Source organism: Staphylococcus sp. GDY8P85P, from assembly GCF_017892405.1.
Classification (GTDB): Bacteria; Bacillota; Bacilli; order Staphylococcales; family Staphylococcaceae; genus Staphylococcus; species Staphylococcus borealis.
In genome coordinates this window covers 1-17,404 of sequence record NZ_JAESLA010000025.1, presented here as the reverse complement: position 1 = coordinate 17,404, position 17,404 = coordinate 1, and the positions used below count along the sequence as shown (strand labels likewise).

Below are 17,404 nucleotides of genomic sequence, written 5' to 3'. Positions count from 1 at the left end.
ATTTGTAACAAATTCATTTATAAAAAAGAGAGTATTCTAGACAAACACACTACATTTAAATTCACGAGCTTTTATTACGTTAGATTAACTATAACTGTTATTCGTTAATAAGTAAAGCTTTTTATTTTTAAAAATATTGATAAGTTGAAATTATATCTCTCCATGCACTAATATAACAACGTTTTGGCACATAAAAAATATTTTAAATATTAAATAAATCGTTAAATGATTCGACGATAGTTGGGTGCGTATAAATCGTATCTCTCAATGTTTGATAAGGAATATGTTGATCGATAGCTAATTTAATTAAGTTGATAATTTCTTCGGATTCTTTACCATAAAGGGTAGCGCCTAAAATCATATCGTTATCTTTGTTTATAACTACTTTGAAAATTCCACGCGCGTCATTATTAATCTTATGTCTTGGAATTTGAGAGACAAGTAATGTATTTTCTATATAATTATAGCCTTGAGACTGTGCTTCTTTAGCCGTTAAACCAACTCGAGATAATGGTGGGTCAATAAAGACAGAGTATGGGATTGTGCCACGGTTACCAGTTGTTCGCGAACGATCACCAAATAATTCAGACTGAAGTATTCGATAATCATCTAGCGAGATATACGTAAATTGTAGTCCACCTTTGACATCTCCTGCTGCATAAATGTGGGCAACTGATGTCTGTAAATGCGCGTTCACTTTAATTTCACCACGTTCGCCAAGTTCAATAGCAGTGTGTTCAAGTGCTAAGTCAGTGTTAGGTACACGTCCTGTCGCTAACAGTACGGCATCGGCTGAGAAATTACCTTGAGTAGTTACAACAGTTGTTTGATTACCCTCATTTTTAAAGGCTTGTGTTTCTACATTTGTAATAAACGAAATACCTTTGTCTTCTAAATCCTTAATTGCGTGAGCAACCACGTCTTGATCTTCTCGTGGCATGATTTGTGAACCATATTCTAAAACAGTAACTTTAGTACCAAAATTTGCGAACATTGAAGCAAATTCTAAGGCGATATAGCCACCGCCAATAATTACTAAATGCTTAGCTTGATATGAAATATTTAATAATCCACGTGAGTCGTATAAATGTTGTGCGGTCTCTATCCCTTTGATAGCAGGAATATTTGATTTCGCACCAGTATTAATAACAATCTTATCAGCTGTTAATGTCTGAGCAACAGAACCATCTTCGCTTACAAGATTAACTTCAGTATTTGATTTAAATTGAGCTTTGTAAGTGAATATATCAATATTTGCATCATTTGCTAAGTTATCATAATTTTTCTTATTTAATGCGCGAACTACGTCTTTTTTTCTTGAAAAGGCAGTACCAAAATCTGTACCGTCAATACCATCATGTACGAGTACTTTAGACGGGATACAACCGTGGTTAATGCATGTGCCGCCAAAATTATCTGATGATTGTTCTACTAAAGCAACGTGTTGACCTTGTGCTGCTGCATATTTGGCAAGTGTTTTACCTGCTTTACCGAAGCCAAGAACTAATAAATTATAATGTGTCATATGTTGTGTCCTCCTGAAGTGTATCTTTGATGACGTCGTTAATTGTCAAGTTACGATAAAAGTTGAGCACTAGGGCAGTTTCTTGTGCTTTATATTTAGTCATAGTGGTTGCAATATGCTTAGAAATCGTACAATGACTCTCTTCACTACCAGTGAAAATACGTTGCGCAGGGGATTTATCTAACACAAAAAGTTGATACAGCGTATCTAACGTAATCGTGGGAGTAATCTCATTCGCTCGATAACCACCGCCTTTACCGCGACGTGTATCAATAAATTGTTGGTTATTAAGTATTGTAGCAACGCGTCTTAGTTGCACTGGATTAAGACAAGTAAATGCTGCTAATTCCTGACTATTGAAATGTTCCTCTGAGTGCTTAGTGAGAAAGCTTAGCACGTGTACTGCAATGTTAAATTCTAAATTCATAGTATACCGCCTTTAATGTAACTTGATTAGTTACATTAAAGTATATCTTATATAAAATGTCAATATGAATGTCTTAATCAGAATGGGGTAAACTACAAGTAGTAATATTTGAATAAAGGAGCGAGTATGAATGGCAGATTTAGTACAATTAGGTAAATCAGATGTTCGTGTATTTCCAATCGCATTAGGTACCAATGCAGTAGGTGGCCACAATTTATATCCAAATTTAGATGAAGAACAAGGGAAAGATGTTGTGCGCAAAGCAATTGATAATGGCATTACATTGCTCGATACGGCATATATTTATGGTCCTGAACGTTCGGAAGAATTAGTTGGCCAAGTGGTTCAAGAATACCCACGTGAACAAGTGCAAATTGCGACGAAAGGTTCTCATGTTATTAAAGATAATGATGATGTCATTCAAAACAATGACCCAGATTATTTAAAACAACAGGTTGAGAATAGCCTGAAACGTCTTCAAGTAGATTATATTGATTTATACTATATTCATTTTCCTGATGAAAATACGCCGAAAGATAAAGCAGTTGCAGCCTTAAAAGAACTTAAAGATGAAGGTAAGATTAAAGCAATTGGGGTGTCTAACTTCTCATTAGAACAACTTAAAGAGGCAAATAAAGATGGCTATGTAGATGTAGTGCAATTAGAGTACAACTTATTACATCGTGAAAATGAAGATGTAATGGCATACGCGGCTGAAAATGATATTACATTTATTCCTTATTTTCCACTAGCGTCAGGTATCTTAGCCGGTAAGTATGAGGAAAACCAAACGTTTGATGATCATCGTGCGCCTCGTCGTGATTTCCAACCAGAGGTATTTAATGATAATGTGCGTCGAGTGAAACAATTGCAAAGTATTGCAGAAGCCCACAACACATCTATCGCCAATGTGGTTCTAGCATTTTACTTAACTCGTCCAGCGCTAGATGTAGTAATTCCTGGTGCGAAACGTGCTGAACAAGTTGTAGAAAATATTGAAGCGGCTAATATTCAATTAACAGATGATGAATTGAAAAAAATCGACGAACTATTTCCGATTGAATAACAAACGCGGATATAAAATAAATTGAAGTAATTTAAGCTCTTACACCGTTTATATTTGTGTAAGAGCTTTTTTAGAAACTTGAATAAATAGTAATGATTCTTTTTTATTTTAGGAAAATGCACATATATCATATGAAATAAGGGTACTAGGCAAATATGCGAATATTAAATTAATATGAAGTATTGATGTAGCGAACAAATTTAAAAATAATGGCATATTTTAAATATAAATTAAGAGAGAGGGATAGACATGATTACAGTTTTATTTGGAGGCAGTCGTCCAGAGGGGAATACAGCACAACTTACTAAGTATGCAATAGAAGGATTAGCCTATAATTGGATTGATTTAACAGATTACCAATTTAATCCTGTAAGAGATTTCCGTCATGATAATAAAGACATTACTAATTATACCGACGATTATAAACACATCATTGATCAAGTATTAGAAAGTGATACGGTGATCTTCGCATCACCAGTTTACTGGTACAGTATATCTGCATCTTTAAAGGCATTTATTGATCATTGGTCTGAAACAATGGTTGATCCAAATTATAGAGACTTCAAAGAACGAATGGCAAAGAAAGATTTCCGTCTTATTTTAGTTGGTGGAGATTGTCCGAAAGTGAAAGCGAAGCCTTGTATTACACAAATGAAATATACGTTAGATTTTATTGGGGCTGAACTTAACGGCTATATTATCGGTACAGCTGAACGACCAGGAGATATTTCGAAAGATACATTTGCATTCGAAAGAGCTAAAGAATGGAATGAAACACTAATGTAGATTTTGATGAAAGGTACGATAAATCACATCGATAAATACGCTATATTGAGCGATTGTATAACTACTGTGATATAATTTCATTATTAATTCCATAGTAAAGTCAGGAGAATCAAGTATGTTTAAAGTCAGAGAAGCCACATCAAATGACGTCGTAGCAATTAGAGATGTTGCTACTAAGGCATGGTATAACACATATTTAAATATTTATGCAGCATCAACAATTAATGAACTATTAGCTGCTTCTTATAATGAGCAACATTTAAAGAAACGCTTAGAAGAACAATTATTTTTAGTAGCCGAGGATAATGATGAAATTATAGGCTTTGCTAATTTTATTTATGGTAAAGAACTGTATTTATCTGCGCATTATGTACATCCAGAATATCAACACAAAGGTTACGGTTCTAGCTTACTTAAGCAAGGATTAGAACAATTTGATGGTAAATATGATGCAGTATATTTAGAAGTTGATAATAAAAATAAAGGCGCTATTCAATATTATCAAAATAATGGTTTTGAAATCGTACGTTCTTATCAACCAGAAATGTATGGAGAGCAAATGGATTTAGCTTTAATGAAGAAAAGTATATAATCCCTATCACTATACTGTAATGAGAGGAAGGATTTATTTGACGCAAACACCTTATGTTGAACAGAAATTAGCTGAAGAGAAGGTATTTAAAGACCCTATCCATAAATATATTCACGTCAAAGATCAACTTATTTGGGATCTCATTAAAACGAAAGAGTTTCAACGTTTACGTCGTATTAAACAATTAGGTACATTATATCTTTCTTTTCATACTGCAGAGCATAGTCGATTTGGTCACTCTTTAGGTGTATATGAAATCGTACGTCGTATGATTGATGAATCATTTGTTGGGCGTGATGCGTGGAATAATGCAGATAGACCATTAGCTTTATGTGCAGCATTATTACATGATTTAGGGCATGGTCCATTTTCACATAGTTTTGAAAAGATATTTAATACAGATCATGAGGCATTTACACAAGCCATTATTACAGGACCTACTGAAGTGAATGAAGTCTTAAGTCGTGTATCTGATACTTTTCCTAAAGAGGTCGCGGATGTTATTAATAAAACACATCAAAATAAACTTGTCATTTCTATGATTTCATCTCAAATTGATGCCGATCGAATGGATTATTTGCAAAGGGACGCTTATTTTACTGGTGTCTCTTACGGTACATTTGATATGGAACGTATTCTACGTTTGATGCGACCTTCAAAAGATGAAGTACTCATTAAAGAAAGTGGGATGCATGCTGTAGAGAACTTTATAATGAGCCGTTATCAAATGTATTGGCAAATATACTTTCATCCGGTTAGTAGAGGCGGGGAAGTTTTACTAAATAATTGCTTGAAACGTGTCAAACAATTGTACAACGAGGGTTATCATTTTAAAATGTATCCTGAAGATTTTGTTCCTTTCTTCGAAGAGAAGGTTACAATCGAGCAATATGTTGATTTAGATGAAGTCGTAGTGCTTTATTATTTAAAGCGATGGATACAAGAAGATGATGCCATTCTTAGTGATTTAGCACGTCGTTTTATCAATAGGGACTTGTTTAAATATATTCCATTTGATGGTTCAATCATTACTATTACTGAACTGCAAGAGCTGTTTATAGAGGGACATATTGATCCTAATTATTATTTCGTTAGTGAAGCTTTCTCTGATTTGCCTTATGATTATGATCGACCAGGATCTAATAGACAACCAATACATTTATTAAGACGTGATGGTAATATTAGAGAAATTAGTAGCCAATCACTTGTTATTTCTAGTATTACGGGTATTAATCGTGAAGATTATAAATTGTACTATCCTAAAGAAATGATTCTTAATATCGATAATCCACAAATTAAGGGTTCAATTATTAATTTACTTAATGAATTGAATTAAGCCATTGAAACTTTAATATATAACACATAATATAGAAATTATGAATTTAAGTTTTCGGAGGTGTCACGTGTGTCTGAGAATAAAGGTTTTAAATTTAATATTATCAAGAATGACCCGCTTGACGGACATAAAGGAACGAATATTGGTGCAATTAGTTTAGATAATATTGCCCCAGTATTTATAGATGTAGCTAATAAAGAGGCGTTTATTGATATAGGCGGTATGCATGCGCGTGCTCAAGTTGAAAAAGGTGTTAAATGGATAACTGACAAATCGGAAGTCGAAGGCGAAGAAGCTAAAGAATATTGGCTTTGTTGGGTGACAACTGAGCGTAGTGAAACTGGACCGTACTATGCCGGTGTTACTGCATGCTATTTATTAGTTAACAAGTCTATACGCCGTGGTTATAAGAGTATGCCTGAACATGTCAATATGATGGATAAGTCTATGAAACATAAAATTATGATTGATCATATTGGCGAAGAAAATAAAAAAGTGTTGAAAGACTTTTTAAAATCGCACAATGAGGATATGTGGAATAATTCGAATGACGAATTATTCAAAGCTTTTGAATAGTATAAACAGTACTAAGCGTGGGACGCTACTCTTAATAGCCAGTAAGTGAATTTTAATAAGTTCATTTACTGGCTTATTTTCATACATTGATAAAGTATGTCAGTCTCATTTCGCTTAAGTTGTAAAGAAATTCTTAGATAGATAATCACTCACATAAGTTGCTTCGCGTTCCTGGGGTGCTGTCTCTAAAGTAGTTCTTAAATGGATTTTCATTTCACTTAAGTTGAGACGCTTGCCTAGGGGGGCTGGGTCGAACCGCGGTCTTGTAAAGTAGTTCTTAGATAGATATTCACTCGTTTAAGTTGTTTCGCTTTCCTGTGGGAAAGGCTCTAAAGTAGTTCTTTGATTTTAATCATTAGAACTACTTACTTAAGTGTGTAAACACTTAAGTTCCTCACCCCCAGCTTGCTTTGTTTGTAGATTTTCATATTGAAAATCTCTTTGCTGGGGCCCCGCGCGCAAAAATATTCGTAGTTCATCTTTAGAATTTCTTACATAAGTGCGATAGCACTTATGTTCATTAATAATCAACATAGGCGTCGCTCAACTACGTTCCATTACCCATTTTAGAACTACTTACCTAAGAGCCATTGCTCATATGTTCATTAAAATTAAAGCTCCCCTAGGAGTCTCCACAACTCTGTTTCGTCATCTATCTTAGAACTATTTACGTATGTGTGTGAGCACTTAGGTTCTTTGAAATCTTGTTCTTTCAATACTTTTCCAAAATATATGGCTATGTTAGTGAAACTAAACTATGATAATAGAGTATTATAAAAGGCAATTCCTACAACACTCTAATAGGAATTGCCTTTTGTATTGATATTAGATTTGTTTGTTTAAATCAATTCTGGTTCTACAAACGTCGTAATTATTTTAAAGATTCTCCAATATGGTATTGATTATTTATAGTGTTCATTACGGTATTATACACTTGATGTAATGGTATGGTTTTATGTTCGCTTATGGCTTTAATATCGTCAAACTCAGGTTTCATTTTTAAGATTGTTCCATTTTTTAAAGCGAATTTTACTTTTATTTGACCATACGGAGTCTCTATATCACGGAAAGCTCTTTTTAAAATGTGTCTATTCACTGTGTAACTACGAACGCCTAGTGATGATGTATGTGTTAATACTAAATTTTCAATGGTTTGTTTATCATTAATTTTGCATAAGACTGTCAATTGAATTGCAGGGCGATTCTTCTTCATTGTAATAGGTGTAAAGTAAACGTCTAGTGCGCCTGCTTTCAATGTCGTGTCCATAAAATGACCTAACATTTCTGGGGTCATATCATCAATTTGACACTCTATGACCTGTACTTGGTCGTGAGAAACTTGTTGGTTATCTTGGAATTGAATGACGCGTAAAACATTTGGAAAATCAAAGTCTTTATTGCCTGCCCCGTACCCAATTTCTTGCATTGTTGCAGCTGGGAAAGCTCCGAATTGAGTGACTAAACTTTTAGCAAATGCTGCCCCTGTTGGTGTAGTCAATTCGCTTTGTACGTCAAATGCTGCGAGGGGTATGTTTTTTAGAATTTCTGCAGTAGCAGGTGCAGGTATTGGATAAATACCATGTGCAATATTAATTTTCCCGTTACCTGTTGGAATAGGGGAACAGTAGAGCGTATCGATGCCAAGTTGTTCCAATGCAATACAGCCTCCGATAATATCTATAATTGAATCCATAGCACCGACCTCGTGAAAATGAACGTCTTCTATCGTCATACCATGGATTTTTGCTTCGGCATGCGCAATCGTATTAAATATTGTTTTACTACGTTGCTTAACACGTTCTGGCAACTGACTATCGTCGATTAATTTGAAGATATCAGACGCTTTTCGGTGATGATGATGTTCATGAAAATCAATCTTCAGCGTCATAGCATTGATACCTTGTTTAACTTTCTTATTAAAGTGAAGCGCAAAATCATCGATAGGTAATTGTTTTAATTCGCGTTCAATTAATATAGGGTCAGCGCCTAAGTCAACTAGTGCGGACAGCAACATGTCACCAGCAATACCAGCATGGCAGTCTAAATATAAAGCATTACTCATAATTATAGCTCCGTTCTATTGATTTTCTAGCATCTTGATAATCATTGCAGCATTATACCCTGCACCAAAACCATTATCTATATTTAGTACGCTTGTACCTGGTGCACAAGCATTAATCATCGATAATAAAGTGGTTATACCATTTAGGTTGGCACCATATCCAATGCTAGTAGGCACAGCATATACAGGATGATCGACTAAACCGCCAACAACACTTGCGAGGGCACCTTCCATACCAGCAATAACAATCGATACTTTACCACTGCGAATATCATGAATATGTTCAAATAATCGATGGATACCAGAAACACCTACATCGTAATAACGATTAACTTGAATACCCATTACTTCAGCTGTGACTGCAGCTTCTTCAGCGATAGGCAGATCAGATGTACCGGCGCAAAGGACTGAGATACAGTGATGTGATTGATTAATAGAATCAAGTGGCGTACAGACTATATTTGCTTCAGCATAATAGTCTAAGTCTGGGTGTTGTTGTAAAACATAAGATGCTTTTTCTTCATTAATACGTGTGACTAAAATAACATTGTGATGATTCGATAGACTTGTAATGATTTGACTGATTTGTTCTTTTGTCTTACCTTGACCAAATATCACTTCAGGAAATCCTTGTCGCTTTGCTCTATGTAAATCAATTTTAGCAAAGCCCAATTCGTCATAATGACTGAGTTGGGCTTTAGCTTCATCAATGGATATTTGATTTGATTTTACACCTTCGAGCAAGTCTTCAATAAAGTTAGAATCTTTACTCATGAGTATACGTCCTTATACTAATTTAGTCGCTTTGGTATCAATGACTTCATTCATACTACCTGTTCTGTAGCCTTCTAAGTCAACAGTAACATAGTCGAAACCAAGTTCTTTTAAGCGTAATGTAATGTTATCTTTGTTTCTAATTACAGTTGCCAAATCATCTTCTGATACTTCGATACGTGCAATATTGTGATGGTAACGGACACGTACGTTATTAACACCTAAACTTAAAATGTGTTTTTCAGCTTCATTGACTTTATTCACTTTAGTAAAACTTAATGCTTCACCGTAAGGAATACGTGAAGCTAAACTACATAAAGCAGGTTTGTTCCATACAGGCAGATCGTGTTGTTTACTTAATTCTCTAATTTCTGATTTATAGAGTTTGGCTTCTTGTAGTACACTGCGAACGCCATATTCATCTCTTGCTCTTAAACCTGGACGGAAATCTTCTAAATCGTCCATGATCATACCATCTAATACATAGTTGAAACCTAAATCTTCTTTAATTTGAGTTAATTTGCCATACATCAAACGTTTACTATAGTACCAGCTTTCGGGTGTGTTTTTAACGATATTAGCATCTTCTAATTCAGCCATTTCAGTTTCCATAACGTCGATGCCTAATTCGCGACCTAATGCAATGGCTTGATCGAATTCTTCATTTCTGAAAAGTTCAGATTTAACAACAACCGGTTTAACATTTTCAGTACCTAATACATCCATTGCTTTTTTAAGTACTAAACTACTATCTACACCACCTGAAAAAGCAATTACGACACTGCCCATATCTTCTAATAATTGATTTAATTTAAGTTCTTTATTTTGTAATTCAGTCATGTTTATCAATCCTTTCATTATGCTTCGTCTTCTACGTAAGGAATCGTTAATGGACCTTGTGGCATAACACCAATACTTAATTTTCTGCCATATTGCGCTTCTAAATCGGCAATCGTTTGTTCAATATTTGATGTTGGATTTAGCATTGAGTCTTTAAGTTGTTGGTCAGTTAGCTCTGAATACACATATACATTTGCGAATGTTTGAATACTTGCTTGTTTTTGAACTTGCCATTGGTCCACTTCTGAAAAGTTCGGATCATGAATTAAGTCTAGAATACCTTGTGGCGTGTCAGCCATTTTGAATATTTCAGCGAATTTACCATGATCAGGGAATCCGTCTGCACACTCAGATACCATAATGATATTGCCGCCTTCTTTTACAACTTTACTAGCAGCACTCATACCTTTAACGGTTTGATATAAGTTTTGGTCGAGAGGGTAGCCGGAATTTGAAGCAATAACCACATCGAAGCGGTCATCACATTTGAACATTGCGTGTTCTTTAACGTAAGCACAACCTTCTTTATGTGCCTCGAAGACATCGCCACCAAATGCAGCTGTAATTGCTTTATCTTTATTTAATGCGACATTTAACATGAAGTCAGGTTTGCACATCGTATTGACTTCACGTGCCATATCTTGAACAGGATTATCTTCTAAATTACCCCAAGTTGAGCGAGGGTCACCAATCATTTTGGCGTTGTGGAAGGTCTTAATTGTTTCAAGACCAGCGATACCTGGCATAATTCCTTTAGGTCCTCCAGAGAACCCAGCAAAGAAATGGGGTTCAATAAAGCCTGTTACGATTTTGAAGTCAGATTCAACGTAGTCTTTATTTAGATACACATCACAGCCATATTTACTGTGTCCAACTTTCACTAAACTTTCTTTTTCGTCGCAGTGATTGTGGACGATTTTTACGCTATTGACAATATCTTCACCTAACATTTGTACGAGTTCGTCACGTGTTTGATCACGGTGTGTACCTGTACCATTAATAATTACGAAATTCTCACGTGGCACATGGTTTAATTCCTCAATTAGTAAAGGTACGAGTATGTGATTCGGTGTTGGTCGAGTAATATCACTAATGACGATTGATACAATATCATCCTTATTAACCAATTCTTTCAGTGGCTTAGAACCTGTTGGTTGTCGTAAAACATTTTGAATTGCTGAAGTATAATCATCTAATGCTTCTATCTTTTGAGGTTCTATGACTGTACTATCATCAGGAACATTGACTTCTACTTCAGACTTTCCATATAGGACATGTGTTTTCACTAAAAATCCCTCCATAAGTCTTGATGCAATAGTTGTAATTAAGCAATTAATTAATTGTTATATGTAAAATTATAGCATAACTATATCGCGTTTTTTAATGGTAAGTGCGTAGTAGTCTAGCGGTATTAGCATAAGTGGTAGTAACCATTTTATAAAAAATAACACAGTAAAAAAATAAAATGTTTGAAAATTAAAAATAATTAAGTGAAAATGATTCCAATTCTGTAAGCGATTGCATATAATGAGTGTATATTTACAAATTTATCATTAAATGTTAATTGAACAAGGAGTGATTGACCATGAAAGCAGCAGTAGTAACACATGATCATAAAGTAAGTGTAGAAGATAAAGAAGTACGTGCCTTGAAACCCGGTGAAGCTTTAGTTCAAACAGAATATTGTGGTGTATGTCATACTGATTTGCACGTTAAAAATGCAGACTTCGGTGATGTAACTGGCGTAACATTAGGCCATGAAGGTATTGGACGTGTTATTAAAGTAGGTGAAGGTGTCGATTCGCTTAAAGAAGGCGATCGTGTCTCAATCGCTTGGATGTTCGAAAGCTGCGGCCATTGTGAATATTGTACAACAGGACGTGAAACATTATGTCGTGATGTTAAGAACGCAGGTTACACTGTTGATGGCGCTATGGCTGAACAAGTTATTGTTACTGCGGATTATGCAGTGAAAGTACCTGAGAACTTAGACCCAGCGGCAGCTTCTTCAATTACTTGTGCTGGTGTAACAACGTACAAAGCTGTAAAAGTAAGTAACATTAAACCAGGTCAATGGATTGGTGTATTTGGCATTGGTGGTTTAGGTAACTTAGCACTTCAATACGCTAAAAATGTATTTAACGCTAAAGTTGTCGCATTCGATATTAGTGATGATAAGTTAGATTTTGCGAAAGAATTAGGCGCAGATGCGGTTGTGAATACTAAAAATCAAGACGCTGTTGAAGAAGTAAATAAATTAACTGGCGATAAAGGTTTAGATGCGACAGTTATTACTGCAGTAGCTAAAACACCATTCAATCAAGCAGTGGATGTTGTGAAAGCTGGCGCACGTGTAGTAGCTGTAGGTTTACCTGTTGAGAAAATGGACTTAGAAATTCCACGTTTAGTTTTAGATGGTATTGAGGTTGTTGGTTCATTAGTAGGAACACGTCAAGACTTGAAAGAAGCCTTCCAATTCGCGGCAGAAGGAAAAGTTGTTCCAAAAGTACAAACACGTGAGTTAGAAGAAATTAACGATATCTTTGAAGAAATGGAACAAGGAACAATTACCGGACGTATGGTAATTCAATTCTAATAACTCATATTAATAGGTAAGAGAGTGGGTTCAATTTGAATTCACTCTTTTTTATTTCTCACAAATTCAGGGTAAATATATTTGAAAGAGGAAAGGAAGATGTTTATATGAGCCATATTAAAGGGATTAATCATATTGGTTTAACAGTGTTAGATATTGATGAAGCGACAACATTCTTAAAGGAAGCGTTTGGCGCTAAAATTGCGTATGATGCATTAACGTATGATGATGAACCACGTGAAGGTGTAGAAGTTGAACGTATGTTAGGTCTGACTAAAGGGGCTAAAATTGTTCGTCAAAGAATGATTGTGATTGGAAATGGTCCGAATATTGAAATGTTTGAAGTAAAGAGTAATCATCAGAAAGATCCACTTAAACTTGAAGATTTGGGATATCACCATATTTCATTCATGGTAGATGAAATTGAAACGGTATTAGACAATGCTACACGTGCAGGCGCTGAACCTTTATCTGAAACACATGATAATTCAACGTATGAAGATTCAGAAGGTAGTAAGAGTGTGTACGTTAAGGCTCCGTTCAATGCCTTAATTGAATTACAGACTATACCAAATGGTTATTACTATCCTAAAGATAGTGAAGCAAATGTATTTATTCCTGGTGAGTAGGGTGTATTAGCAACAATAAATTAACTGTTTAAATTTATAATAAAGTTATTTGATGTTATAATTATTTAATGAATATCAATTTAATCTATGAAGTTAAGAGGACAACAAATGAAAAACATCTTATTTGTAGCATCAATCGGTTTCGGCATCATTTTCTTCTATAAATATAAAACCCTTTTGGAAAAATATCATTATGACATTGTAGAACTTGAATCAAGCGAAGATATTTTAGAATGAAAGCAAAAATTAATAGACTATGATGGATAGACGACATTAATTTATTAGAAATAGAATATCGTAATATACTTAAGAAATTAGTGTTTAAAAAATCTATTCGATAAGGTGCATCCCAAAGGTTGAGCTTAAAATTTAACTTTATGGGGTGCATTTTTATATGGTGAACATAGCAAATATGAATCATAATTATTTTGAGATGAATAATGTTCTTATAGATGTAAAATTGCAATTTTAGAAATATCGTTGTAATATTGTAAACAAATCGTAATATAACGATTGTTATGACGATTTGACTAAGAAATGAGAGGAAGATTCATATGAATAAAACTGCCAAAGCAATTGTTAGTGCAACTTTAGCCATGGGAACAGTATTCGGAGTCGGAGCCTCAGTAGAACAACCACACAATAATCAAGCACATGCAGCTACTACACCATATTATACGTATAGTGGCTACGTAAATAACGATGGTTCATTTTTATTAAATAAGACGTTTAAAAATGCGGTTAAGTATTGCAATGTTACGTTTAATGGAACTAAAATAGTACCTCAAACGGGGACAAGCAGTAAGTTGAACAACTTTAGTAAATATGATCAAAACTTCTTTTCAGTGAAGTCATGGAAAAAGACTGCAACATCTGTCCAAATTAAGGTAAACAATGTAACTGTGAAACAACTTAAATCCGTTTATGGTAATGATCTTGTAGAGCAAGCAGATGTTCACGGTCATAAAAATCCTAATAGCGATGATTATAAATTAGTTAGTGGCCAAAATGGTAATTATCATACACCAGTAACGTTTGTACAAAAGAACGGTAAAGTACAATCAGCAATTATTGGATTTGAAGGCTCAGGAGCTTAAAATATAAGGAGAACGCAATTTCAAAAATAGTTGAAGTACATACTATTTTGTTAAAGTAATCGTCAATTGTATTCTTTCTTTATCGAGTGTTATATTATGTCTGTTGAAGATTATATGCATATATGTACCAACACCCTCACTATTGCGAGTAGTGAGGGTGGTTTTGATGTGGTTATGCCGCCTATTTATCGTTACGTTTACGTAACCAATGCGTAAACAACGCAACGATACATTCACTGATGACTGTGGTTGTGATATTAAGCTTCCACCATTTATCATGTACCTGCGCCCTGCGTTTAAATTGACGCTTAAGAGATAAAGGATCTAAAAATTCTCGTATCTGCCAATTTGCGATGGCATATAACTTTCATTAAATCAAACCGAAGCTATCTTTTTGTTGAACAGTACCACGTTGAATATCTTTATCCAAATTATTGATCATTTCTTTAAATAATTTTTGAAATCTTGTTTCATCTTGATCAGAGTAGCCCCCAAATATAACTTTATCAATATTCTCTTCATTGAAATAATAGATTTGATCTTCTACAACACCAACTGGGTATTTACATGCTGAATAATCGAACATATATTCTTGACCCTCAATTTCTACAATTGGCACTCGATTGATAATCATTAACTTTTGAGAACCTTCTTTTAAATATATAATGCTTCCTATTGTTTCCATTTTATCTCACTTATCTTTACTTTTATTTTAGATTGATTCAAGTTCGATATGTTTATTTACTCTGATTGACTTAGCTTACTTATAATTACCTCTTCGTTGTCATATGCAATGAGGTTCATTAATGAAAACATGAAAAATATTAAGGGACTTCCAATATAAATCATAAGATTGTTTTCAACACCAAAAATAAGTCCTATCATTTGTAACAATACTCATTTTCAGATTCTATCCCCTTTATATTCCATAATTTCAATTTTGCATTCCTATACAGTATGGTGTTATAATGTAATTAACAAAGATATCTGCATTTGATGCACCAAACCCCTCACTATTGCGAGTAGTGAGGGGTTTTTTGGTGTGGTTATGCCGCCTATTTATCATTACGTTTACGTAACCAATGCGCAAACAACGCAACGATACAACCACTGGTGACTGTGGTCATGATGTGAACAAAGATATCTGTCATTTTTAGCACCTCCTCTCTGCGTCTAAATTGACGCCTGAGAGATAGGCGACCTTTATATTATATCATCTACGAATATACGATGATAGGTAACTTCTGATAAGTTAATTTATGTTAATTTATCTGATAAAATATTCTCCCATATTTTTAAAATACCAAAGATTCGTAGAATTGATGATTTCTAAAATTTTATTTTTTATTTTTATCCCTTTTTTCTTTTAATTTCGCTAAATATTTCGAAGTCTCATCCGCAAAAGTAGATACAATAGCAACGATTACATCTATTATTTTAATTAAAATTTCCACTGCTTAGTACTCCCTTTTAATTTTTATATACTATCTCCTTTTATAGGTGATCTTCCATTAGAAAATTCAATTTTTAAAGAAACATATTCGTCTATTTTAGATGAGTTCATAACTTGAAAATTTAAATGTGGCTCGGAAGAGTTATCAGAATTTCCACATTTATCTATCAAATCTCCTTGGTGTACCTTTTCACCGATTGAAACGTTTATACTAGAGTATTCTAAATGAGCTAAGAGGCTATATTCATTGTGTTTATGTGATATTAAAATATAATTTCCAAATAAATTATTATCTTTTTGTGAGTCACTATCAGGTTATTTATTCTCTATATCTATTATGATACCATCTTGTGGGGCTATAATATCTTCACTAAAACAATAATAATCCTTATTAATATAGCCAAAATTTTTAAAACTCATATTATTTTTTCTAATAATTAAATCATAAGCATGCCGTTGTGATTCATTTGGATAATGATAATTAAATAATTCATTATCTCCACCCCAAAATACTTCCCAGCAACTATTTACAGGCATTATATATTTGTTTAAAGTAATTTTATTTTTGTCTGGATATTTAATTATCTGATCTATCAAAGATACCCTCGCATAGCCAACAATCAGTGACTTTTACCCCATAATTAATATACACCCTAATCATACATCTAAGATGGTATAAAATTAATAACGCTGTTTGTATGATTAGGATGTACCATAATTATACAAGATTTTATTTCTAATATATTAAACAAAGCTTTTATTGTTATACTTATTAATATTGTTTTTAAAGGAGGGAATTAAATGTTTTTGGCATGGAACGAAATTAAACACAATAAATTAAAATTTGGTTTAATTATAGGCATTCTTGTATTAATTAGTTACTTACTCTTTTTATTATCTGGTCTAGCGAATGGGTTAATAAATATGAATACAGAAGGCATTAAGAAGTGGAAGGCAGATGCAATTGTTTTAAATAAAGAGGCTAATCAAACTGTACAACAATCAGTAATCACAACATCGGACGTTAAAGGTACCTTTAAAAAAGAGGCACCTTTAAAGCAAATGGGGATTATCGCTTCAAAGGGAAATAGTGAAGAGAATGCGATACTTTTTGGTGTAACATCAAATTCATTCTTGATTCCGAAGATTAAGGAAGGCAAAAAATTTAATAAAGATAATGAGGTCGTCATTGATCAATCATTGAAAGATAAAGGATTTAAAGTTAATGACATAATTAATTTATCTCAATCTGACGAAAAATTACATATCGTTGGAGTGTCAGAAAGTGCGAAATATAATGCTTCACCTGTTATTTTTACTAATAATAAAACGATGGAAAAAATTAACCCAGCATTATCATCAGACAAAACCAATTCAGTAGTTGTCAAAGATAGTCATTGGAATGATAAAAAGGTGAATAGTGATTTAGAAGTGATTGGTATTGATGACTTTGTAGAAAATCTACCAGGTTATAAACCTCAAAACTTAACAATGAATTTCATGATTACATTCTTGTTTGTTATTTCATCTACAGTTATTGGAGTATTCCTATACGTGATTACTTTACAGAAAAAGAATTTATTTGGTGTATTAAAAGCACAAGGGTTTACGAATGGATTCTTAATGGGGTAGCGTCAGGAAAATG

General features: G+C 33.8%; 19 protein-coding genes and 2 pseudogenes. 10 read left to right on the top strand and 11 right to left on the bottom strand.

Annotated elements, in window-relative coordinates:
- Positions 1-202 precede the first annotated feature (202 nt).
- On the bottom strand, positions 203-1,525 hold the full coding sequence (merA, locus tag KA828_RS06320; protein WP_210125777.1) for a hypothiocyanous acid reductase MerA: 1,323 nt from the start codon (positions 1,523-1,525) through the stop codon (positions 203-205).
- Entirely contained in the window at positions 1,512-1,952 is a 441-nt protein-coding gene (gene hypR / locus KA828_RS06315; protein ID WP_210125775.1) for a redox-sensitive transcriptional regulator HypR, read from the bottom strand. Before hypR ends, merA begins: the two co-directional genes overlap by 14 nt.
- A gap of 130 nt (positions 1,953-2,082) precedes the next feature.
- On the opposite strand from hypR, the gene KA828_RS06310 reads away from it, so the two are divergent.
- The 5 genes from KA828_RS06310 (at position 2,083) to KA828_RS06290 (ending at position 6,308) form a co-directional block, all read left to right on the top strand.
- Positions 2,083-3,018 carry an aldo/keto reductase gene (locus tag KA828_RS06310; RefSeq protein ID WP_053030783.1) on the top strand — a complete coding sequence of 312 codons (936 nt, stop codon included), beginning with the start codon at positions 2,083-2,085 and terminating at the stop codon, positions 3,016-3,018.
- Positions 3,019-3,267: 249 nt separating this feature from the next.
- A complete protein-coding gene (locus KA828_RS06305) occupies positions 3,268-3,804 on the top strand; it encodes a flavodoxin family protein (RefSeq protein ID WP_075109124.1) in 537 nt (178 codons plus the stop codon).
- Positions 3,805-3,919: 115 nt separating this feature from the next.
- The gene (locus tag KA828_RS06300) at positions 3,920-4,396 is read left to right on the top strand and encodes a GNAT family N-acetyltransferase (RefSeq protein WP_053030779.1); all 477 of its coding nucleotides are present in this window, start codon (positions 3,920-3,922) and stop codon (positions 4,394-4,396) included.
- A gap of 19 nt (positions 4,397-4,415) precedes the next feature.
- The gene (locus KA828_RS06295) at positions 4,416-5,732 is read left to right on the top strand and encodes an HD domain-containing protein (RefSeq protein ID WP_176747931.1); all 1,317 of its coding nucleotides are present in this window, start codon (positions 4,416-4,418) and stop codon (positions 5,730-5,732) included.
- 69 nt (positions 5,733-5,801) lie between these two features.
- A complete protein-coding gene (locus tag KA828_RS06290) occupies positions 5,802-6,308 on the top strand; it encodes a YwhD family protein (protein WP_075109125.1) in 507 nt (168 codons plus the stop codon).
- Positions 6,309-7,179: 871 nt separating this feature from the next.
- On the opposite strand, the gene larC is transcribed toward KA828_RS06290, so the two are convergent.
- The 4 genes from larC to larA are packed head-to-tail and all read right to left on the bottom strand — an operon-like array spanning position 7,180 to position 11,270.
- The gene (larC, locus tag KA828_RS06285) at positions 7,180-8,370 is read right to left on the bottom strand and encodes a nickel pincer cofactor biosynthesis protein LarC (RefSeq protein ID WP_210125773.1); all 1,191 of its coding nucleotides are present in this window, start codon (positions 8,368-8,370) and stop codon (positions 7,180-7,182) included.
- A 15-nt stretch (positions 8,371-8,385) separates the two neighbouring features.
- Positions 8,386-9,144, bottom strand: a complete 759-nt coding sequence (gene larB / locus KA828_RS06280) for a nickel pincer cofactor biosynthesis protein LarB (RefSeq protein ID WP_075109371.1) — start codon at positions 9,142-9,144, stop codon at positions 8,386-8,388.
- 12 nt (positions 9,145-9,156) lie between these two features.
- Positions 9,157-9,984, bottom strand: coding sequence for an ATP-dependent sacrificial sulfur transferase LarE (gene larE, locus KA828_RS06275; protein WP_210125771.1), 828 nt, complete (start codon positions 9,982-9,984; stop codon positions 9,157-9,159).
- A 17-nt stretch (positions 9,985-10,001) separates the two neighbouring features.
- Positions 10,002-11,270 (bottom strand): nickel-dependent lactate racemase, encoded by a 1,269-nt coding sequence (gene larA, locus KA828_RS06270; protein WP_070854535.1) that lies wholly within the window; start codon positions 11,268-11,270, stop codon positions 10,002-10,004.
- Between the two features lie 299 nt (positions 11,271-11,569).
- Between larA and adhP the strand changes: the two genes are divergently transcribed.
- The 4 genes from adhP (at position 11,570) to isaB (ending at position 14,306) form a co-directional block, all read left to right on the top strand.
- Positions 11,570-12,580 (top strand): alcohol dehydrogenase AdhP, encoded by a 1,011-nt coding sequence (adhP, locus tag KA828_RS06265; protein ID WP_210125769.1) that lies wholly within the window; start codon positions 11,570-11,572, stop codon positions 12,578-12,580.
- Between the two features lie 107 nt (positions 12,581-12,687).
- Positions 12,688-13,209: a VOC family protein gene (locus KA828_RS06260; RefSeq protein WP_075109369.1), complete on the top strand. Its 522-nt coding sequence runs from the start codon at positions 12,688-12,690 to the stop codon at positions 13,207-13,209.
- A 108-nt stretch (positions 13,210-13,317) separates the two neighbouring features.
- Positions 13,318-13,446 (top strand): hypothetical protein, encoded by a 129-nt coding sequence (locus KA828_RS13290; RefSeq protein ID WP_256713980.1) that lies wholly within the window; start codon positions 13,318-13,320, stop codon positions 13,444-13,446.
- Between the two features lie 317 nt (positions 13,447-13,763).
- Positions 13,764-14,306, top strand: a complete 543-nt coding sequence (gene isaB, locus KA828_RS06255; RefSeq protein ID WP_210125767.1) for an immunodominant staphylococcal antigen IsaB family protein — start codon at positions 13,764-13,766, stop codon at positions 14,304-14,306.
- Between the two features lie 181 nt (positions 14,307-14,487).
- Here the strand turns inward: isaB and KA828_RS06250 are convergent, their stop codons facing one another.
- The 5 genes and pseudogenes from KA828_RS06250 to KA828_RS06230 form a co-directional block, all read right to left on the bottom strand.
- On the bottom strand, positions 14,488-14,562 hold the full coding sequence (locus KA828_RS06250) for a type I toxin-antitoxin system Fst family toxin (RefSeq protein WP_142237154.1): 75 nt from the start codon (positions 14,560-14,562) through the stop codon (positions 14,488-14,490).
- A gap of 114 nt (positions 14,563-14,676) precedes the next feature.
- Positions 14,677-14,991: a DUF4176 domain-containing protein gene (locus tag KA828_RS06245; RefSeq protein WP_210125765.1), complete on the bottom strand. Its 315-nt coding sequence runs from the start codon at positions 14,989-14,991 to the stop codon at positions 14,677-14,679.
- Positions 14,992-15,361: 370 nt separating this feature from the next.
- Entirely contained in the window at positions 15,362-15,457 is a 96-nt protein-coding gene (locus KA828_RS06240; protein ID WP_210125763.1) for a type I toxin-antitoxin system Fst family toxin, read from the bottom strand.
- Between the two features lie 326 nt (positions 15,458-15,783).
- Positions 15,784-16,044: pseudogene (locus tag KA828_RS13385) on the bottom strand (M23 family metallopeptidase); the annotation flags it as partial.
- Positions 16,045-16,074: 30 nt separating this feature from the next.
- Entirely contained in the window at positions 16,075-16,356 is a 282-nt protein-coding gene (locus KA828_RS06230; protein ID WP_142237152.1) for a hypothetical protein, read from the bottom strand.
- A gap of 204 nt (positions 16,357-16,560) precedes the next feature.
- Here KA828_RS06230 and KA828_RS06225 point away from each other — a divergent pair.
- A pseudogene (locus KA828_RS06225) lies at positions 16,561-17,382 on the top strand (ABC transporter permease family protein); the annotation flags it as partial.
- Between the last annotated feature and the right edge of the window lie 22 nt (positions 17,383-17,404).